The 21224-nt window shown below is 55.4% G+C and carries 16 protein-coding genes and 1 pseudogene; 13 read left to right on the top strand and 4 right to left on the bottom strand.

What is annotated here, in order from left to right; genetic code table 11:
* The first annotated feature begins 57 nt into the window (after window positions 1-57).
* Complete coding sequence (locus HGO37_RS19820; RefSeq protein WP_250984834.1) at window positions 58-474, top strand: thermonuclease family protein; 417 nt, start codon at window positions 58-60, stop codon at window positions 472-474.
* Between the two features lie 230 nt (window positions 475-704).
* Here HGO37_RS19820 and HGO37_RS19815 read toward each other — a convergent pair whose 3' ends face one another.
* The 3 genes and pseudogenes from HGO37_RS19815 to HGO37_RS19805 form a co-directional block, all read right to left on the bottom strand.
* Window positions 705-1013, bottom strand: a complete 309-nt coding sequence (locus tag HGO37_RS19815; protein ID WP_250984833.1) for a DUF736 domain-containing protein — start codon at window positions 1011-1013, stop codon at window positions 705-707.
* Between the two features lie 595 nt (window positions 1014-1608).
* Window positions 1609-2072: pseudogene (locus HGO37_RS19810) on the bottom strand (hypothetical protein); the annotation flags it as partial.
* A gap of 489 nt (window positions 2073-2561) precedes the next feature.
* Window positions 2562-3563, bottom strand: a complete 1002-nt coding sequence (locus HGO37_RS19805) for a DUF3991 and toprim domain-containing protein (protein ID WP_250984832.1) — start codon at window positions 3561-3563, stop codon at window positions 2562-2564.
* A gap of 569 nt (window positions 3564-4132) precedes the next feature.
* Here HGO37_RS19805 and HGO37_RS19800 point away from each other — a divergent pair.
* Complete coding sequence (locus HGO37_RS19800) at window positions 4133-4867, top strand: helix-turn-helix transcriptional regulator (protein WP_250984831.1); 735 nt, start codon at window positions 4133-4135, stop codon at window positions 4865-4867.
* 360 nt (window positions 4868-5227) lie between these two features.
* Here HGO37_RS19800 and HGO37_RS19795 read toward each other — a convergent pair whose 3' ends face one another.
* Complete coding sequence (locus tag HGO37_RS19795; RefSeq protein ID WP_250984830.1) at window positions 5228-6094, bottom strand: SDR family oxidoreductase; 867 nt, start codon at window positions 6092-6094, stop codon at window positions 5228-5230.
* A 1562-nt stretch (window positions 6095-7656) separates the two neighbouring features.
* On the opposite strand from HGO37_RS19795, the gene HGO37_RS19790 reads away from it, so the two are divergent.
* The 11 genes from HGO37_RS19790 to HGO37_RS19740 all read left to right on the top strand — a co-directional run bounded on the left by HGO37_RS19790 (window position 7657) and on the right by HGO37_RS19740 (window position 21214).
* Complete coding sequence (locus tag HGO37_RS19790) at window positions 7657-8706, top strand: LacI family DNA-binding transcriptional regulator (protein WP_250984829.1); 1050 nt, start codon at window positions 7657-7659, stop codon at window positions 8704-8706.
* On the top strand, window positions 8703-9704 hold the full coding sequence (locus tag HGO37_RS19785; protein ID WP_250984828.1) for a Gfo/Idh/MocA family protein: 1002 nt from the start codon (window positions 8703-8705) through the stop codon (window positions 9702-9704). Before HGO37_RS19790 ends, HGO37_RS19785 begins: the two co-directional genes overlap by 4 nt.
* Before the next feature lie 6 nt (window positions 9705-9710).
* On the top strand, window positions 9711-11324 hold the full coding sequence (locus HGO37_RS19780; RefSeq protein ID WP_250984827.1) for an acyl CoA:acetate/3-ketoacid CoA transferase: 1614 nt from the start codon (window positions 9711-9713) through the stop codon (window positions 11322-11324).
* Window positions 11317-12096, top strand: coding sequence for an enoyl-CoA hydratase/isomerase family protein (locus HGO37_RS19775; protein ID WP_250984826.1), 780 nt, complete (start codon window positions 11317-11319; stop codon window positions 12094-12096). Before HGO37_RS19780 ends, HGO37_RS19775 begins: the two co-directional genes overlap by 8 nt.
* Complete coding sequence (locus tag HGO37_RS19770; protein WP_250984825.1) at window positions 12090-13604, top strand: aldehyde dehydrogenase family protein; 1515 nt, start codon at window positions 12090-12092, stop codon at window positions 13602-13604. Before HGO37_RS19775 ends, HGO37_RS19770 begins: the two co-directional genes overlap by 7 nt.
* A gap of 92 nt (window positions 13605-13696) precedes the next feature.
* The gene (locus tag HGO37_RS19765) at window positions 13697-14947 is read left to right on the top strand and encodes an ABC transporter substrate-binding protein (protein ID WP_464041396.1); all 1251 of its coding nucleotides are present in this window, start codon (window positions 13697-13699) and stop codon (window positions 14945-14947) included.
* Window positions 14948-15086: 139 nt separating this feature from the next.
* Entirely contained in the window at window positions 15087-15968 is an 882-nt protein-coding gene (locus HGO37_RS19760; RefSeq protein ID WP_250984824.1) for a carbohydrate ABC transporter permease, read from the top strand.
* The gene (locus tag HGO37_RS19755) at window positions 15965-16846 is read left to right on the top strand and encodes a carbohydrate ABC transporter permease (protein ID WP_250984823.1); all 882 of its coding nucleotides are present in this window, start codon (window positions 15965-15967) and stop codon (window positions 16844-16846) included. Before HGO37_RS19760 ends, HGO37_RS19755 begins: the two co-directional genes overlap by 4 nt.
* A 6-nt stretch (window positions 16847-16852) precedes the next feature.
* Window positions 16853-17968, top strand: a complete 1116-nt coding sequence (locus HGO37_RS19750) for an ABC transporter ATP-binding protein (protein ID WP_250984822.1) — start codon at window positions 16853-16855, stop codon at window positions 17966-17968.
* A gap of 20 nt (window positions 17969-17988) precedes the next feature.
* On the top strand, window positions 17989-19488 hold the full coding sequence (locus HGO37_RS19745) for a GMC oxidoreductase (RefSeq protein ID WP_250984821.1): 1500 nt from the start codon (window positions 17989-17991) through the stop codon (window positions 19486-19488).
* A 70-nt stretch (window positions 19489-19558) separates the two neighbouring features.
* A complete protein-coding gene (locus tag HGO37_RS19740; RefSeq protein WP_250984820.1) occupies window positions 19559-21214 on the top strand; it encodes a GMC family oxidoreductase in 1656 nt (551 codons plus the stop codon).
* Window positions 21215-21224: the final 10 nt, after the last annotated feature.

The raw sequence follows: 21224 nt of genomic DNA, 5'->3' as shown, positions 1-21224 counted from the left end.
AATAGTCTTAGTTGGTCTTTTACCAACTTGCGGTCCAAAGCGGTGCCGGTGACGGTGATGACTGCATTAGCTGTCATTAGCTTGATCGTTAACAATGCAGCAGCGCACACGACCAAGGTCAAACCTTCCCAGCTCATCCGAAACTGCGAGACCGGCAACCGTGCAACATGTGTCGTCGATGGTGATACGATCCGGCTGGAGGGCCAGAAGATCCGTATCGCCGACATAGATACGCCTGAGGTAAGAGGACCAAAATGTGCCTCCGAACTTTCACTCGGTATCAAGGCCACGGGACGATTGATGGAACTCATCAACGATGGTCCGTTCGAGCTTCAGGCGTGGCCCGGTAGAGATAAGGATCGATACGGTCGCAATCTTCGCGTGCTGGTTCGGGATGGCCGCAGCCTCGGTGACATCCTTTTCTCCGAAGGCCTTGCGAGAACCTGGAGTGGCACGCGTGAACCTTGGTGCTAAACTGCGACATGTGCCCGGCGGGTGATGTAGCGATAGACCCAATCTTCTTATTGTATGGAAGGCATAAACTCACGATGGGAAGGGTCACGTCCGACTGCAATGCTTTTGTCGTCACGATAAAGACCGAAAGCGACCTCAGTTTCGGTTAAGCGTAAGTATGCCGACGTGTTTTCGGTTTTCGACCAAAAGCTGACATGAGGCTCCGCCATTGACGGAGCCCCTTGATCTCGTCAGTCGCGTCCCGGACGGGACCAAATGAGCTGGAGGTCATCCTCACCTTCGACCTCGGCCAGTGTTGCGTAGATCGGAGCCGGGAAGCTAGGATCATCGAGCTTGACCGACAGGTAATCGCGGCCTTCGCCGGAGGTCTTCTGCCAAGCGGCACCTAGTTCAGCGCTACCTACGTAAACCCGGAACTGAGGGCCCTTATCGGAGGGGTTCTCGACGCGGGTGATGCGTGCCTTGACATTGACGGCCAGAGTATGGATGGAGCCGGTGAAGCCGTTCTCGGTGGAGGCGAATTTACCGATGGTTGCCATGTTCATATTCCTTCTGGTTATTCGGGCCGCGCCCATCGCGGCCTCGATGGCTGTCGCTAAGACCGGTGACGATCGGACCGCACCCAGCCGGGGCCCCATCGCGTGCGATGGGGTGGCAATTGGGCCGTAATATAATGGAGGACGGCAAGTCGCAGATTTGTTAGTGGGAGAGGAGGAGACCGGAGGTCTCTGGGGTAAGAAATCTGAGCTGCCGTTGCGGGAAGACGATCGAGGCGAGGCCGGTCTCCGGTCAGACATGCCTCATCGAGCCCGCAGACGGGCTGCCGGAAATGAAGAGCAAGGGATATGAAAACCAGCCTATCGGAATGTTAGCGGCTTGAGCAAACCGCACCTATCCTGTCACGTCTCTGTGAAGGTTCACTGTGATATGCATCAATCACTGACAGAGGTGTAACTCAGCAGTAGTGGGATCGCGAGCCATCCGCAAAGCTCTGTCCGACGGTAAGATGGCGTTGAACTGGGACGGCTCGATGCTGATAGTTCGCTGCAACTTAATGGTAAGCGGTAAGAGGATTATGCGACTGTAACCCGTCTCGACAACTGCGCCTGGAAGCGAGCCTGTGATGGGCGCATCGGGGTTTTCAACCGCCCGAACGAACGGCCTCCAGGGTTTGCCAACGACTTGATCATAGGCGGCCCGCACCCTCTGCTGCCATGCGAAGTGCGTGGGACTGGACGCCTATATCGGCCGCGAACTCGCTCTTTCCCCGTGCGGTGCTGTCATAGCCGACAGGACCGCCAAGATATTCGTCGCGCGCGCAGTTCGACGGGTTGGCCGTTGCGTCACGCGAGACGGTGACGGCGCAAGAGTGGAACAGACCGGAGTCGTGCGCCGATCCAACGGAGGCACCTACGATGCGCTGCAGATGGATCTGCATTGCCTTCGCGCCGAGGTTTTCGGCGGTTTTGACGAGTAATCGCTCATGGAGATGGCCGATGCCATCACTGTCGACAACTGGCGTGCTGAAGCTTTCTGCGATCTTGTTGGCTTGGGTGGAGGCCAACCACTTCGAGGATGGTGCCGCGGCGAGATTTCACTGGGCCCGTGTTAAAGCGGTTGCCTTGACCATCTCTGTTCCTTCCTTAGCTGCCAAAGCCGTTAAACCCATGCTGGTCTGCGCTTCGTTGCCGACGACGAGAACCGGCAAATGACGAGCGCTGCACAGGTTCGATCCGTCTGAACCGGCAGGGCAGGTTTGCGTGCTTGCGGGTTTGGAACTGTTCGGGAGTGCGGACCTGCCTTGCGCAGGCAGGCTAAGTCGGCCTCACCGCGGCCTTGAAACGATCGGCCGACCGTTCCCAACGCTGCGAACAAGAAGGGCAGTGCGGCACAGATCGCGCCCACGAGAAGGCAGACTGGTCAAGCCCCCCATGCAGTTAACACCAAAACCAGACAAGTCCAGCACGCGCTTGGCTACAGCTTGGAAACACTTGACGACGGCGGGCTATTGAGTTCATCACCTTGACCCTTTCAAGGGCTGGAAGTTTGGGCTAAAATGTCATTTAAACGTGACTATCGATCGCAGCCTAGCACCCCTCGCGCGTTGCCGACGTGGTGTCGGGACGGGTCAATGATGGGCATCTGCCGGAGGAAGCCTGTCCTGATGCGGCAGGCCCCAGCTTTTTATTTGCCTTACTATCTTTCATGTTCTGGAGAACGTCGTTCCAGTCGTCCGCAGGTGGGCGGAGCCGTTGCCAGTCGCTTCCCGTACTTTGAGCAATGAGACGCAGACGTTCCGCATAGACATCCCCCTGTGGATCGGAATCGGTCGCGGCGATAATTTGACAGCCCGGCCTCGAGGCGATTACGTTAAGTGCGGCTTCTGTTGCCGGAGACCAGCCGCCGCCTGTGCTGACGTAAAGCGTTTGATCCCGCAGACCTTCAAGTGCGGCCAAGCTCAGCGCGTCGACTGCAGCCTCCGTTACGCAGAGACGGGAAGCGCGGCTTGAGCCAATGCGAAAAAGGACCTTCGAGCCCCCTTTGGAAAAACCTCGCCACTCTGGACCACGCTCTTCCCAGCCGACGGTGCGGCATTCGTTGTCGAGATGTGCTGCCCAGATACTGCCGCACGGTCCTTCCCGAAGGACGCCCGCCTGTATGGCCGTGAGGGCGATGGCTGTTGGGATTTTGCGCACCGAGCATAGATAGTGCCATGCGCTGGAGCCCCTCGATGGCGCGCGACGACTTTGCCAGCGCTCCACGATGCCTTTGATTTGCTGCTTCGGGTGCGATGCCTTCCATTGCAGCCGTGAAGGTTCAAACCCGACCAATGACGCAATCATGTCCACGGCAGTCGGGAACGGGATCCTTTCGAGAAACATTACAAGTTCGAAGACATCACCCTTGTTGTCACTAAGCGGATCGAACCATCCTCGTCCATCATGGGTTACGATGGCGATGTTGCTGCCATGCCGGTACTTTACAGCCCGTCGCGTGCTCTGTTTATGGTCTATCTCGTATCCGGCATTCTCGAGCGCAGCTTCGCAACTGACCTTGGCGCGCAGCGCCTCTAAGTCTTCTCTTTTCATGCTATCTCCGGCCGTGTCGCGGCCGCCCCTTTTTCCTTTTCGTCAATTTGCAGAACGTTTTGCAATCAGCCGCGAAGAGCGGAGGGTAGAAGAGCGCTGCTTGCAACTGGTAAAAGTTGCAGGGCGGTGCTGCGGCGAAGTTGCCTTGAGGCCAACTGCTTGCCAGCGGCACGGATAAGTGGGTTTCATTGAGACCAGTGCGGAAAATATTCACGGCTTCTAGCAAGTCTTCGCCATCGAGTTCGTTGGACCAAGGACGCCAAATTTGAAAGGCGTGATGGGCACCATCAGATCGCGAGAAAGCTGGAAAGCATGGGACTGTGCGAGAGAAAGTTTGTGCAGGCCAGTTCCCGCTCGATCATTCCACTGTAGACTTAGGAACGGGCGAGATCACCGCCCGATGGTCTCGACTCCGAGCGCAACTGAGGCGATTATGAGGGTGGTAGTCAAACTCCTAACCCAAAGTGACAGATATTTCGATCAGCACCTCGGGAAGCATTTAAGTGCGCGAAGGTAGGTGGTTGCGCAAATTCAAGACTGTCCAAGCCCTATTTTAAGGATCCGGTTTAATGGGGAAATATGAACAATCTAAGCTTTCCCGGTCTCTCAGAAAGCTACAGTCAGCAAAAAGCTGGAACGGGCTCGAACAAGCGTTCTCCGGCATCAGGGATATCTACGAGTTTAATCATTTGACATTCCTTTCTGTACGTAATCCAGGCACTGGAAATTCTTCGCCCGTGTACTGCACTACCTATCCCGAAGAGTGGACTGCACACTATGTCGTAAACGACTACTTTTCCGTGGATCCCGTTGTTCAAGTCCACAAAACTGATCTACTGCCAGTCGACTGGTCTTCACTTGACCGGACATCCAAGCCGATAAAAAACCTGTTTCGCGAGGCGAATAGTCTGGGCGTCGGACGCCACGGCCTTACTGTCCCAGTGAGGGGGCCGTCAGGTGAGCGAAGTTTGTTTTCAGCGACATCAGACAGATCACGGCGAGAGTGGACATATCTCAAAACGCGATCCAAACCCGACCTTATCCTCATTTCGCACTATATGCATGAACGTTTTGTAGATGTACTGGAAGCGCGAAATCATGATTTTCGCCACCTCTCCAGACGCGAACGCCAATGCCTACAGATGTTGGCTCAAGGCGTTGTTCCCAAGCGGATCGCGTCGAGTTTACACCTATCAGAAAGCGCGGTACGCCTCTATATCAGCACCGCCAGAAGGAAACTGCGGGCAGCGACGGTGTATCAGGCGATCGCGCGAGCGACCTGTTGCGACATGATCGATATCTAGTATCCAAGCTTTGGCTGGGACCGGCAGGTGTCCAATAAGGCTTGGCGTTCATTAATGCATCGCCAGTACAGCTGTCATTATCGGAATTTCCGATACTCCCTCAATCGTACAGTTTAACGCTTTTATTACCGCCTCGGGTGCCGGGTGCACTTAACTGGATGATGCCCGCCTATGCCCGCGGCAAGACCCAAACGTCATCCCGCTCGTCATTTAAGGGGGCAAATTATGGTCCAACGCTAGGTTTCTGCAGTGCGAAAGTGTGAACTCTGTCGACGTCATCCACGCCAACGGCGACAGATCCTGTAGTACAGGTTCGTGACAGTGGCCGCGCTTGACATTGCATCGGCAGCCAGTTGTCGATTAGATCATGATCTCGCCACCGGTAACTGGAACCACGGCCCCCGTCATGTAACTGCCCAGCGCAGAGGCAAGCAGGACGTAAGCGCCGACCAGTTCTGCTGGTTGCCCGGCTCGACCGATAAGGGTGTTCTCACCAAATCTGGCTGCTTTTTCAGCCGACATTGTCGAGGGAATAAGCGGAGTCCAAATTGGCCCGGGCGCAACCGCATTTACACGTATGCCTTTGTCTGCAAGCATTTGGGCCAGACCCGCGGTGAAGTTAGAGATGGCGCCTTTGGTGGACGCATAGGCCAAAAGCTGCGGCGATGGCTGCCTTGACTGGATCGAGGTCGTGTTAATGATTGAACTGCCCGGCTTCATGTGAGGAGTAGCAGCCTTCGAGAGAAAGAATGGCGCGTAGATGTTGGTTCGGAAGGTTTCATCCCACTCATCACCCGTAATATCGGCGATGTCATCATAGGTTCGTTGGAAAGCGGCGTTGTTTACAAGGATGTCGATGCCACCGAGCTCGTCGACGGTGCGTTGTATAATGTCGGTGCAGTGTTCCTCGGATTTGATGTCGCCAGGAATGACAAGGACCTTCCGGCCGGCGTCCTCCACCCATTTTGCGGTGTCGCGGGCATCATCGTCCTCGTTGAGGTAGGAAATAACGATGTCGGCACCTTCCCGGGCGAAAGCGATGGCGACGGCCTTGCCAATCCCCGAGTCGGCTCCGGTAATGAGCGCGACTTTCCTTGTGAGTTTGCCATCCCCTTTATAGGAATGCTCGCCATGGTCTGGGACAGGTTGCATCAAGGCAGTTTTGCCCGGCGGCTCCTGCTGCTGGTTAGCATATGGTGGATTAGGGCGTCGTGTTTCGTCGATCATTACTTTCTCCTTTGGGCTCAACTATTCAACCCTGGAGTATGGTGTGGGTTCCATAAAGATGATGTGCTGCCAGGGAAGCGCAATCGCTGGCCCATATTTTCTTATGTAAGTGCGATGACGCAGAAGCTCACCCATGAAATTGCACGGGTCCCCAACATATGCGCCTGCGGACACAGCGTCGTTGTGTCCTGTCCTCTTTACTCTGACGCATCCTGCTCGGCCTTGAAGGCGGGGATTGTGCACGTCAACGGCAAGCCGTGAACGGTGGCCAGTATGTTTGAAATCCTTCAAGCCGAACCATCCGCAGGTGCAGCGCAGTGAAAAGCTGTGGGCTAATAAGCCGCCTGTTATCGAAATCAAATTTTTCAAATTCTGCTTTGTGGTGAAACTTGCGACCCTCTTACTTCTGGCATCTTGAATTAGCCTTGGATTTCTCTTGCAATCCTCGGCGCTGGTCGCCCACTCGAAATATCCATCTGCAGGAAGTGCAGGGCGTTACGATTTGAACGGCTCACAAAACGCGCCCGACGTATCGACGGTTTCAATACTGGCATTGAACATCGCCGCTTTCGGCGGTACTTTTTTGTGAAGAACGGCACCAGCCAACAGCGATCATAATCGACTATCAAATGACCTGTCCCGTCCTTGGACGCGGTGCTTCAAGTGAACGCGGTGTTATAACGCGGCGGTATGTCTAAGAAAGCCTTTCTATGCGATAGCAAGAGGAGGCCGCGCCAAGTCGGTTCACGGGTACAGCCACGGCAAATGGTGCCTCCTGACCTCGACTTACGCGCAATTGATATCTGTTTTGGAGATGTGACCACCATAGAATGCGAGGAGACTGCCCCCTTATTGTCCTCGTTCGTCAGGATCGAAGCCGTGGCTGGAGCATCATCACGCTACATGTTGCAGACTTCATCAGAGATATTCTTCAAATCGATAGGTTTCGGGGTTGGTCCACGTTTCGCAGTGACGGCTTCTTGAAGCTTGCGCATACCCTCTCGCAAAGGCACGGTTTCCCGTGCGCGTTGCGACTGACGAACAACCTCCGTTTTGTTATTGTCGCCGGTAGCCTTCATCACAGCCATAGCCAATTCACGTATATATTTGTTCCTGATACAGAGTTGGCCCATCTAAGCATCTCAAAAACTGGATACCGTCCTGCATACCGGGATGTTTAAAAACTTGCCAGAGCTTTCGTGCATGACGATCGCGGTGACGACTCAAGGCAAACTTGCCACATCCGAAAGGATGTTACTGAGGCCTTCAATTGAAAACATCTACCCAAGGTGCGCCAACGCATCATGCTCCCTCTTCCACGCTACTCCAGAAATTTACGGTATGTAGAGATAGGGATTTCAGAATGGAAATTTTGGATCGTTCCAATAATATCGGGGGTTTTTGTTCGTCTCGAGCACAGCGTCGCAGAGATTAGATTGATTTAAAGCAATGTGATGTGGGGGCGCTTGTGGTTTTTAAGATAAGACCAATGATATTTAAGTTGATTTATTGGAACGTTCCAATTAATGATCGCTTGCGGCTGAAGATTTTGGGAGGGTCTGATGGCAAAGTCACGTGTTACCGTCATCGATATCGCGAGGGCTGCGGGCGTTTCGAAGTCGACAGTGTCGCTTGTGCTGCAGGGCTCTTCGCTTGTTGGTGATGCCACTCGCGCCAAGGTTAGTACGGTTATGCGCGAGCTTGGTTATGTCTATAACCGTGGCGCCGCGAACCTTAGGCAGTCAGGTTCGAAATCGATGATCGTTGGCGTCGTTGTCAACGACCTGACAAACAGCTTCTTTGCTGAGCTTGCAGTCGGCGTCGATGTGGTTGTCCAATCCGCCGGGTTTGTTCAGTTTCTTTCGAATACGAGCGAAAGCCTTGATCGCCAACGCGAGGTCATCGCCTCCATGCGAGAGCATGGGATCTCAGGTCTCATTCTGTCTCCATCGCGCGGAACGGAAGCTGCAGATTTGAAGCCACTGGTTGCTGCAGGCATTCCTGTTGTGGTCGCTGTACGAAACGTGCCGGGTGCAAAGGTCTCGTCTGTCGCCTCCGACAACCGCGAAGGTATATTTGCCGCCGTAAAGCACCTTGTGTCGCTTGGTCATCGCCGGATTGCTTTTCTCGGAGGGTTTCGCGACACGGCGGTGTTCAGTGAACGTCTGGAGGGATATCGCGCTGCTGCTGTTGCCTGTGGCCTCAATCTGGATGACGAACTAATCGTCGATTCTGCGCCGTCCAGGGCAGGGGGGGCGGAAGCCATAAATCGCGCGCTTGCAATTTCAAATGGGCCGACCGGTGCTGTGTGTTTCAACGACGCCGTTGCCTTTGGTGCATGTGATGGTCTTCGCGCCAAAGGTCTGGAGCCTGGGCGCGACTTTGCCGTGGTTGGTTTCGATGATGTGATTGAGGCAAAAACCGCTGTACCAGCCCTCACGACAATATCAGTGGATCCGCAGGGCATGGGACGCAGGGCCGCGCAATTACTGTTGAAGCAGATAAGTGCCGGCAAGGCAGAAGCCGAGACGATTGTTTCATCGGTCAGACTGGTGGTGCGTGAAAGCTGCGGCGCTTCAAAGGACGCGAATGCAGGGGAGGGCCGGGTATGACAATTCGCTGGGGATTGGTCGGCGCAAGTACGATCGCAAAGGAATGGGTTATCGGTGCGATCCGCGCAGCTGATGGCGTCATCGTGTCTGTCATGAGTTCTGATGAGGATCGTGCACGCAGTTACGCAGCAGCCAACGGTATTGAGGGTTATACCACGAGCCTCGAGCAACTTTTGTCGAATGCCAATATCGACGCCGTCTATATATCAACAACAAATGAACTGCACCGCGATCAGGCCATTGCGGCGGCAGGTGCTGGGAAGCACGTCCTGTGCGAGAAGCCTCTGGCTCTTTCCGTCGAGGATGCCCGAGCGATGGCTGACGCCGCCAAAAAGGCAGGTGTTGTTTTTGCGACAAATCATCATCTGCGCAATTCTGCGACCCATAAGGCAATCCGTGACGCAATTGCAGCTGGCAAGATTGGTCGCCCGCTTTCAGCGCGCGTGTTTCACGCAGGATATCTGCCCAAACACCTGCAAGGCTGGCGTCTCGACAAGCCAACAGCCGGCGGTGGCGCCATTCTCGATCTCACCGTTCATGATGTTGATGCCTTGCGGTTCGTCCTCGGGCGCAACCCAATAGAAGTCGTGGCATTCGCGCAGTCTGCGGGGATGACGAGTTCCGGTCTCGAGGATGCGGTGATGTCAGTCGTTCGGTTCGATGACGATATCATTGCCCAGTTGCACGATGGCTTTACAACAAGCTTTGCCGAGACCGGCCTTGAAGTGCACGGGACTGAAGGTTCGCTTATCGGGCGCAATGTCATGACCCAGCGTCCCGTCGGTAGCGTTGTGCTGCGCACAGCGGCCGGAGACCAGGAACTCTCTACCGTCGGCGGCAATCTTTACGAGGGCGTGATCCGCACATTCCATGCAGCAATCAAGAACGGCTCTCCCACGGCAACTGCCGAGGACGGGATCTGGTCGTTGGCCACTGCGCTCTCCGTGAAAAAGGCGGTGGAAACGCGAATGGCTGTAAAAGTTGAAACAGGGCTTTAATCGCACATGAGCAAGCACATTACTCCGGCCGAGGCCGCAGCTCTTATACCGGACGGCGCAGTCGTTTCCGTCTCATCTTCGAGTGGCCTTGGCTGCCCCGATTTGATGTTGAAGGCAATTGGTGAACGTTTCGATGCGACCGGTCATCCGCGCGAGTTGACGACCCTGCATCCGATCGCTGCTGGCGATATGAGCGGTATCAAGGGCATCGACCACATCGCCAAGAAGGGGCTGCTGAAGAAGATTATCGGCGGATCGTATCCTTCGGGACCATCGAGTGCAGAGCCGCCACTTATCTGGCAGATGATCACAAACAACGAAATTCCTGCCTACAATATTCCGTCCGGCATCATGTTCGACATTCATCGTGAGGCCGCTGCAAAACGGCCGGGTGTCCTCACCAAAGTCGGACTCGATACCTTCGTGGATCCAAGCCGGCAGGGTTGCGCAATGAACGCGCTCGGCTCCGCAGAGCCGGTCGTGAAGCATGTTTCATTCGAGGGTGAAAACTATCTCTATTTCGCAGCCATGGCGCCACAGGTGACGATTATTCGCGCCACGACCGCTGATGAGCGTGGCAATCTCACCTACGAGCACGAAGGTGCATATCTCGGTGGTCTGGATCAGGCGCTCGCCGCGCGCAACAATGGCGGGATCGTCATTGCCCAGGTCAAACGCATAACCAAAGAAGGGTCGTTGAAACCCCATGACGTTCGTGTCCCCGGCATGCTCGTCGATTACATCATTGTCGATCCGGACCAGAAGCAGACAACGCAAACAATTTATGACCCTGCCATCTCCGGCGAAATCATGAGGCCGTTGGACACCTTCACGGTGCCTGAATTCAATATTCAGAAGGTTATTGCCCGTCGCGTCGCACAGGAATTGCAGGCAAACAGCTGTGTGAACCTTGGCTTCGGCATCTCGGCGAATGTTCCGCGTATTCTCATGGAAGAAGGTTTGCACGGCGCTGTGACCTGGGTCATCGAACAAGGCGCGGTCGGCGGCGTTCCGCTACTTGATTTTGCATTCGGCTGCGCGTCGAACGCCGATGCATATATGCCCTCGCCGTATCAGTTCACCTATTTTCAGGGCGCCGGGTTTGACGCCTCGCTTCTCTCATTCCTTGAGATCGGCAGAGATGGGTCGGTAAATGTGTCGAAGCTGTCATTTCGCCCGCACGTGACCGCAGGGGCAGGCGGCTTCGTCGACATTACGGCTCGCGCCAGAAAGATTGTTTTCTCAGGCATGTTCAATGCCGGTGCCAAACTTGCAATGACAGATGGAAAGCTGGTCATCGAAAAGGAAGGCAAGCTCAAGAAACTTGTCGAGGAGGTCGAACACGTGACGTTCTCCGGCAAACGCGCTGTCGAGCAGGGCCAGGACATCACCTATGTCACTGAACGCTGCGTCATGAAGCTGACGCCGAAAGGTATCGTACTGACCGAGATTGCTCCGGGTGTTGATCTCCAGGAGCACATTCTGAACCAGTCCGAGTTTCCATTGATCGTCTCCGAAAACCTCAAGACGATGGATGCGAACCTCTTCGCCGAGACAAATATCGGTCTTACGCTTTCAACGAAACCCGTCCGGATTCTGGAGGGCGTGTTTAATGGCTAGCGGCACTGTAAAAGTCGATGTCGAGGGGCACGTCGCGATTGTGACACTCTCACGACCTGAAAAGTTGAATGCACTTGATCTGGACATGCTGAAAGCGCTGGTCACTGCTTTCGATGAGGTTGAAGCCAATACCCATGTGCGGGTCGCGATTTTGACCGGCGAAGGCAAAGGATTTTCAGCCGGCGGCGATATCAAGGCATGGGGAGGTATGCGGCCGGAAGAATTTGGTCACGCATGGGTTCGTCACGGCCACCGGGTTTTCGAGAGATTGGCCACTTTGCGAGTTCCCCTTGTTGCTGCGCTGAATGGCCACGCCTTGGGCGGCGGTCTTGAACTCGCTGGTGTTGCCGACATTCGAATTGCGGAAGAGCAGATCAAGATCGGTTTGCCTGAAACGGGACTTGGCATGGTGCCGGGCTGGTCAGGCTCGCAGCGTCTGGTCAAGCGTTTTGGCGCACAGGTTGTGCGCCGCATGGCGCTCGGCGGCGAGATTTTCACAGCTCACGAAGCGACCAACCTTGGCCTGGTCGATGCCGTGACCTCAACAGGCAATGCTGTGAATGCGGCCATGGAATATGCGCAAAGAATTTCGGCGCGGGGCCCGGCAGCACTCGAAGTCGTGAAACTGATGATCGCTTCCGCGAACGGCGAGGATAACGGTACGGCCGTCGAGGCACTGGGCTCAATTCTTGTCGCGAAAACAGGTGATCTCAAGGAGGGCGTCTCATCCTTCTCGGAGAAGCGCCCAGCACAATTCAAAGGAGAATGGTAATGACGGTTCTGGTTACTCCCAAGGCTCTTGCCGATCACAAAACCCGCGACTTCAAAATGTTGATCGATGGGAAGTGGGAAGCCGGTGGCGCACAGCCGATTGAGCGCGTGGCACCGAGCCACGGCGTCGTTGTCAGCCGTTATCCCAAAGGCAAAAAGGCCGACGCGGAGCGCGCCATTGCAGCAGCACGCAAGGCTTTCGATCACGGCCCATGGCCACGGATGACGGCGTCGGAGCGCTCAACTGTTCTGTTGAAGGCGGCTGATTTGATCTCCGCTCGCGCCGAGGAGCTCGCTTATCTCGACGCGATTGAGGCCGGCAAGCCAATTTCGCAGGTTCGCGGAGAAATCGCAGGCTCCATCGATATCTGGCGTTATGCTGCCGCACTCGCCCGTGATCTCCACGGCGAAAGCTACAACACGCTTGGTGAAGGAACGCTTGGTGTCGTTCTTCGTGAAGCCATTGGTGTTGTTTCCATTATCACGCCGTGGAATTTCCCGTTCCTGATCGTCGGACAGAAGTTGCCATTTGCAATCGCTGCTGGTTGCACCACAGTCGTAAAGCCTTCCGAGCTGACGTCCGGATCGACGCTCTTGCTCGGCGAAATTCTCCAGGAGGCTGGCGTTCCGGATGGTGTCGTTAACATCGTCACCGGTACTGGTCCGGAGGTCGGTGCAATCATGACGACGCATCCGGATGTCGATATGGTGTCTTTCACGGGCTCGACAGGCGTTGGCAAGCTGACCATGACCAATGCTGCGCAGACCTTGAAAAAAGTTTCGCTGGAACTCGGCGGAAAAAACCCGCAGATTGTCTTTCCAGACGCGGATCTCGATGCCTTCATCGATGCGGCCGTGTTTGGAGCCTATTTCAACGCAGGTGAATGCTGCAATGCAGGCTCACGACTGATCCTTCACAAGAGCATTGCTTCGGATGTTGTAAAACGCGTCGCTGAACTCGCCAAAAACGTCAAGGTCGGTGATCCGCTTGACCCAATGACGCAGGTCGGCGCGATTATCACGCCCCAGCATCTCGAAAAGATCAATGCTTATGTCGCCGGTGCGACCAGCAATGGCGCCAACGTTGCCCATGGCGGTGAAACGCTCGATTTCGGCATGGGCCAATTTATGGCACCGACGATCCTCGACGCGGTCACACCGGAGATGGCGGTCGCTCGTGAAGAGGTTTTTGGCCCTGTCCTTTCCGTTTTGACTTTCGAGACGACTGCACAGGCCATCGAGATTGCCAACTCCATCGACTACGGCCTGTCGGCGGGCGTCTGGAGCCGCGATTTCGATACGTGCCTAACCATCGGCAGGAAAGTTCGTGCAGGCACGGTGTGGATGAATACCTTTATGGACGGCGCCTCCGAGCTTCCGTTCGGTGGCTACAAACAATCCGGCCTTGGTCGTGAGCTGGGTCGTCATGCGGTCGAAGATTACACCGAGACCAAAACACTCAACATGCACATTGGAGCACGTACGGGCTGGTGGATGCCGCAGAAATAAGCCGGTCCATCCGGTAATGAGACTGCCCGAGGAGGGCGGGTAATCGGTGCGGGAATGGTCCTGCATCTGGCAAGTCGAACTGGGAGGTTCTCATGCGCAAGTTTTTGACAATGACTGCAATTGCCGCAGTGATGGTGGGTACAGGTGGCATGGCCGCCAAGGCCGCAGAGAATGTGGAAGTTCTGCACTGGTGGACATCTGGTGGTGAAGCGAGCGCACTGGATGTTTTGAAAAAAGACCTGGAAACCAAAGGCATATCCTGGACCGACATGCCGGTAGCAGGTGGCGGCGGTACCGAAGCGATGACGGTTCTTCGTGCACGCGTTACCGGTGGTAACGCACCGACGGCTGTTCAAATGCTTGGTTTCGATATTGTCGACTGGGCAAAAGAAGGCGCATTGGGCAATCTGGACGAGGTTGCCGCCAAGGAAGGTTGGGATAAGGTCATCCCATCTGCGCTGCAGAAATTCTCCAAATATGACGGCCACTGGATTGCTGCGCCTGTCAACGTACACTCCACCAACTGGGTCTGGATCAACAAAGCTGCCCTCGACAAGGCAGGCGGCAAGCAGCCGGAAAGCTGGGAGGAACTGATTGCGCTGCTCGACAAGTTCAAGGAGCAGGGCATTACCCCTATCGCCCATGGTGGTCAGCCTTGGCAGGACGCGACCATCTTTGACGCCGTCGTGTTGTCGCTCGGCAATGATTTCTACAATCAGGCTTTTATCGAGCTCAATCCGGATGCGCTTGGCGGTGCCAAGATGAAGGAAGCCTTCGATCGTATGACGAAGCTTCGCTCATATGTGGACGATAACTTCTCCGGCCGCGACTGGAACCTTGCCTCGGCAATGGTCATCGAAGGCAAGGCCGGCGTACAGTTCATGGGAGACTGGGCAAAGGGTGAGTTCGTAAAGGCGGGCAAAAAGCCAGGCACCGATTTTGTCTGCATGCGTTTCCCTGGCACTCAGGGCACTGTCACCTTCAACTCCGACCAGTTCGCGATGTTCAAGGTTTCCGCAGAAAAGACCGCCGCCCAGCTTGTGATGGCATCAGCCATCGAAAACCCGGCCTTCCAGTCTGCCTTCAACGTGGTCAAGGGCTCGGCTCCAGCCCGCACCGACGTGTCTGATGCGGCTTTTGACGATTGCGGCAAGAAGGCCATCAAGGATCTCGCGGAAGCCGATAAAAATGGCACGCTGTTCGGTTCCATGGCGCATGGCCATGCCAATCCTGCATCCGTGAAGAACGCGATTTATGACGTTGTGACACGTCAGTTCAACGGCGAGCTTTCCTCAGACGAAGCTGTCGAGGAACTGAAGGCTGCCGTTGAAGCGGCAAAATAACGACTGCACAACCGGCTCTCTCCTTGCGGGGAGAGAGCCTCTGGGGGCAGCGGATGCGTCTCTTTCACAGGAAAGAGAGCGATCAGGCCAGAGTAGGGGGTGACGCGCCCTCAACCAAGATTCAACGGTGGTATCGACCATGGATAGCCGAAGCCGGCTGCAAGAGCTTCTGCCGAAGCTTGTGTTAGCTCCAAGTTTTCTCATTGTACTCGTTTTCGTTTATGGCTTCATCGCCTACACGGGTATTTTGTCGCTGACGGACAGCAAGATGCTGCCGTCCTATAATTTCGTCGGCCTCAGTAATTATTCCAAGCTGTGGGCTCTCCCGCACTGGTGGCGGTCGATCAGCAACCTTGCAATATTTGCAACGCTTTACATCATCATCTCTTCGGTGCTTGGTCTTGGCCTTGCTATTTTGCTGGACCAGAAAATTCGGGCAGAAGGGTTGCTGCGGCCGATTTACCTCTACCCAATGGCACTGTCGTTCATCGTGACAGGTACGGCTTGGAAATGGTTCCTCGATCCGGGCATCGGACTTGAGAACACCATGCATCTGTGGGGTTGGGAAAGCTTCAGCTTCACCTGGATCAAGGATCGAAACTACGCCATTTATTGCGTTGTAATTGCTGCAGTGTGGCAATCGTCTGGATTTGTCATGGCGATGTTCCTTGCAGGTCTCCGCGGTGTCGATAACGAGATCATCAAAGCGGCCCAGATTGACGGCGCATCGACCCCGACGATTTATCGCCGCATCATCATTCCTCTGATGCGCCCCGTGTTCCTGTCAGCCTTCGTGGTTCTCGCCCACCTCGCTATCAAGGCGTACGACCTTATCGTCGCGTTGACCGGTGGCGGCCCTGGTCAGGCGACCGAAGTTCCCGCCACCTTCATGTACTCCTACACCTTCACCCGCAATCAGATGGGAATAGGTGCGTCGTCAGCAATCATCATGCTGATCATGATCTTCTCGATCATCGTTCCCTATCTCTATTCTGAAGTTCGCGGAGGCAAAAGCCGATGAGCGTATCCAGCCCCGACAATGCCATATCGCATAACCGACTGACACGCGCACTGATCTACTCGGCGCTTCTGCTGTTTGCGATCTACTACCTGCTGCCACTCTACGTGATGCTGGTGAACTCACTGAAGCCACTGGATGAAATCCGCCAGGGCGGCATGCTTAACCTGCCACAACAGTGGACGATCGAACCGTGGATTACCGCCTGGTCGTCCGCCCAGATCGGTGTGCAACCAACCGGTTTACGTCCGTTTTTCATCAATTCGATCATGATGGTGGTTCCAGCCGTTGCCATCTCGACGATCATGGGCGCTTTGAACGGTTATGTACTCACGAAATGGCAATTCAGGGGATCGAATATCTTTTTCGGCCTGTTGTTGCTGTCGTGCTTTATTCCGTTCCAGATCGTTCTCATTCCGATGGCACGCATCTTGGGCATGATGGGACTGGCTGGCTCGATTTGGGGGCTGACCTTCGTCCATATCATTTACGGTATCGGCTTCACGACGCTCTATTTCCGGAATTACTACGAGTCTTTTCCGACGGAACTGGTCCGGGCGGCACAGATCGATGGTGCCAGTTTTTTCCAGATATTTTACCGCATCCTGCTGCCCTCATCGGGTCCGATCATCGTTGTTTCCGTCATTTGGCAGTTCACCAATATCTGGAACGACTTCCTGTTTGGTGCCACGTTCTCGGGTGCATCCACGACACCGATGACTGTTGCTCTTAACAATCTCGTTCAGTCTTCGACGGGCGTGAAGGAATACAACGTCCATTTTGCAGGCGCGATTCTCGCCGCTCTGCCCACCCTCATCGTCTACGTCGTCTCAGGACGATATTTCGTGCGCGGCCTGATGTCCGGCGCAGTGAAAGGATAATGCCACATGTCGTTCCTCAAGATCAGCAATCTGCGCAAGTCCTATGGCGCACTCGAAATCCTCAAGGACATCAATATAGAGATCGAGCAGGGAGGTTTCCTGGTTCTCGTCGGCCCGTCCGGTTGCGGTAAATCCACGTTGTTGAACACCATCGCCGGTCTTGAGCCGATCACCTCAGGTGATATCGCCATCGACGGCCGTTCGGTGTCGGACTTGCACCCATCCAAGCGCGACATCGCCATGGTTTTTCAGTCTTACGCACTTTATCCCAATATGACGGTTGCCGGTAACATCGCTTTCGGCATGGAGATTCGCGGCATCGCAAAGGATGAACGGGAAAAATCCATCAAGCAGGTGGCCGAGATGTTGCAGATTTCGCATCTGCTCGATCGTAAGCCCGGTCAGCTGTCTGGTGGGCAACGTCAGCGCGTTGCCATGGGGCGGGCACTCGTTCGCGACCCCAAACTCTTTCTGTTTGATGAACCTCTGTCGAACCTAGACGCAAAACTGCGTGTCGACATGAGAACGGAAATCAAACGACTGCATCAGCGCATGAAGACAACCATCGTCTATGTCACGCACGATCAGATCGAAGCTATGACACTTGCGACCAAGATCGCCGTGCTGAAAGACGGCGTGCTTCAGCAGTTTGGCTCACCCGCAGAAATCTACAACAACCCGGCCAACACTTTTGTCGCTGATTTCATGGGTTCGCCAGCCATGAACCTATTGAAGGCCAAGGTTACGGCCAATGGCTCGGGTCTTGCCGTTTCGCTTGCTCGCCATCAGGCTGAACCATTGGTGCTGGCGGTGCCGAATGCACCGGAAAGCCTTGCTGCATATCAGGGTAAGGACGTCATTTTTGGAATTCGCCCGGAGGCGCTGACCGATCCCGACGGTGCTGACCGAAATGCACGCACCGTTGCGGAAGGTGATTGCCTGATCGAGGTCGTGGAACCCGCTGGTGCCGATACATTTGCCGTGACCCATCTTGGTGGCAAGGAAATCGTCGCACGACTGCGCGCCGACGTCAGGATATCCGCCGGCCAAAACGCGCGTCTTGCCTTCAATCTGGACAAGGCAGTGTTTTTCGACCCTGCAAACCAGCTTCGCATCGCGTGAGAGTTAACGAGATCCTTGAAATGACACAGGCTCCTGACATCGTCATCATAGGCTCGGGTATTGGCGGCGCAACGATTGCGGCCGGGCTTGCTGGGTCTGGCGCGCGTATCACCATTCTCGAGCGTGGTGAACGCCTGCCCGACACGCCGGAGGCGCGCAGTTACCGCTCGATTTTCGTCGATGGCCATTTCAGGCCAAAGGAAACCTGGCGCGAAACAGACGGTACAGAATTCAATCCCGGCAACTTTTATTACGTCGGTGGCAATTCCAAACTTTTCGGTGCCGTTCTTCTGCGCTACCGCTCGCAAGATTTTACGGAGATGCAGCACCTCGGTGGTGTCTCGCCTGCCTGGCCATTTCCTTATGAAGAATTGGAGCCTTGGTACGGCAAGGCCGAGCATTTGTTCGAGGCCCGTGGCCGGTTGGGGGAAGACCCAACGGAACCGGTCCACTCTACACCCTATCCTCACGCTGCCGTGCCGGATGAACCGGTAATCGCGCGTGTTAGAGCGGAGTTGAAGGCACAGGGATTACACCCGGCAACATTGCCGCTTGGCGTTGATATCGACGCCTGGCTGGGTGGCGGACGCACACCCTGGGACGGCTTTCCCAACACGGGAAAGGGCAAGAAGGATGCTGAAACGGCATCCCTCGAGGTGGCGTTGAAAGACCCCAACATCGAACTCGTGACGTCCGCCCATGTCGATACGCTGGAAGCTGGACGGGACGGCCGGATTGAGGCGATCCACTACACGCATCGAGGTGAGCGAAAGCGCCTGGTGGCGAAACTTGTCATCCTGTCTGCCGGCGCAATCAACTCTGCAGCCATTCTTCTCCGCTCAGGGGAGGGCAAGGGCCTGGCAAATCGCTCCGATCAGGTCGGGCGAAACTTCATGAACCATAACTGCAGCGCGATGCTGGCTATCAATCCGTTCAAGCGCAATGACAGCATTTATCAAAAGACCTTGATGGTGAATGACTATTATCTGTCAGGGGGGCGCGATAACCTGCCGCTCGGCAATGTTCAACTGCTCGGCAAAATCAACAGCGACATCCTCAGGGCAAATGCGCCGCGTTATGCGCCGCGTTTTGCTCTCGACTTCATGGCTGGACACGCCGTGGATTGGTACATGATGACAGAGGATCTACCGAACCCGGAAAGCCGCATCATGGTCGACGGCAAAGGCATCATCATGCAGTGGCGGCGGTCGAACATGGAGGCGCTATCGGGCCTTGAAAACAAGATGCGAGAGCATTTCAAGGCGGCCGGATATCCTGTGGTCCTCTCGCAAGCCTTCGACAAACGCACCCCCTCCCATCAATGCGGCACGGTGTGCATGGGTCTTGACCCTGCAACATCGGTTCTTGATCCGTGGTGCCGTGCCTGGGATCACTCCAATCTTTACGTGGTCGATGGCGGATTTCTTCCAACATCGGCCGCCGTCAATCCTGCCTTGACGATTGCCGCTCAGGCACTGCGCGTCGCCGACCACCTGGTGAAGACAGGATTGAGTTCATGAATTTCGCAGCCGTTTGTCAGATCTCCGTCGCGCCCGTCGGATTCGGCCTCTTTATTTCAAGGAGCTAAATATGAGCTTTGATTACATCATCACAGGCGCCGGTCCGGCTGGCTGCGTGTTGGCAAATCGTCTGTCAGAGGATCCGGACGTTCGTGTTCTTTTGCTTGAAGCGGGCGGCGGGGATTGGAACCCTCTCTTCCATATGCCAGCGGGCTTTGCGAAGATGACGAAGGGCGTCGCCAGCTGGGGCTGGTCCACCGTGCCGCAGAAACACATGAAGGGGCGGGTACTTCGCTATACCCAGGCAAAGGTTATCGGTGGCGGGTCTTCCATCAATGCGCAGCTTTATGCGCGCGGCAATGCAGCCGACTATGACATGTGGGCCAATGAAGATGGCTGCAAAGGCTGGGATTACCGTTCTATCCTGCCTTATTTCAAGCGCGCCGAGGACAATCAGCGCTTCGCGGATGATTATCACTCCTATGGCGGCCCACTTGGCGTCTCCATGCCAGTTTCAGCGCTGCCGATTTGCGATGCCTATATCCGGGCGGGGCAAGAGCTCGGCATCCCCTACAACCATGACTTCAACGGTCGGCAACAGGCTGGTGTTGGCTTCTATCAGCTGACGCAGCGCGACAGGCGTCGTTCGTCGGCATCTCTTGCCTATCTGTCTCCGATCAAGGATCGTAAGAACCTGACAGTGCGCATAAATGCTCCCGTTTCGCGCATTGTGTTGGAAGGTAACCGTGCTGTCGGTGTCGAAATCATCGGTAAAAATGGTCCTCAAATCATCCGTGCGGAACGTGATGTCGTTATATCTTCAGGTGCAATCGGCTCCCCCAAACTTCTGTTGCAATCCGGGATCGGACCGGCTGACCATCTCAACTCCGTCGGTGTGAAGGTGCAGCACGATCTGCCGGGAGTTGGCGGAAACCTGCAGGATCATCTCGATCTTTTTGTTATCGCCGAATGCACCGGAGACCATACGTATGATGGTGTCGCAAAACTCCATCGAACGCTTTGGGCAGGTCTTCAGTATGTCCTCTTCAGGTCCGGGCCCGTCGCGTCTTCGCTTTTTGAGACGGGTGGTTTCTGGTATGCAGACCCGAATGCCCGCTCACCGGACGTCCAGTTTCATCTGGGGCTCGGCTCTGGCATTGAGGCGGGTGTTGAGCGCCTCAAGAATGCCGGCGTCACCCTCAACTCGGCCTATCTCCATCCGAGATCGCGCGGTACGATCCGTCTATCATCGTCAGATCCGTCAGCCGCGCCGCTCATCGATCCCAATTATTGGGCTGATCCTCACGACAGGAAAATGTCGTTGGAAGGCCTCAAGCTGGCGCGCGAAATCATGCAGCAGGCGGCTCTCAAGCCGTTTGTCCTTGCAGAGCGTTTGCCCGGTCCGAAAGTGATGAGTGACGATGAACTATTCGAATATGGCTGCGCTAATGCCAAAACAGATCATCACCCCGTCGGCACGTGCAAAATGGGGACAGGGCCTGAGGCTGTTGTTGGGCTCGATCTGCGAGTTCACGGGTTGGAGGGATTGCGGGTCTGCGATTCCTCGGTCATGCCACGAGTCCCGTCAAGCAATACCAATGCACCTACAATCATGGTCGGTGAAAAAGGGGCGGACATCATCCGAAATCTGCCCCCTCTGCCCTCTGCAGTCTTCTCTTACGAACGCAACGATGCACGACCAAGAGCGCGCGCCGATATTCGTTAACGGAAACACT

The organism is Rhizobium sp. CG4 (assembly GCF_023701965.1).
Lineage (GTDB): Bacteria > Pseudomonadota > Alphaproteobacteria > Rhizobiales > Rhizobiaceae > Agrobacterium.
The sequence above is the reverse complement of the archived record's forward strand: the minus strand, read 5'-3'. Positions and strand labels throughout refer to the sequence as shown.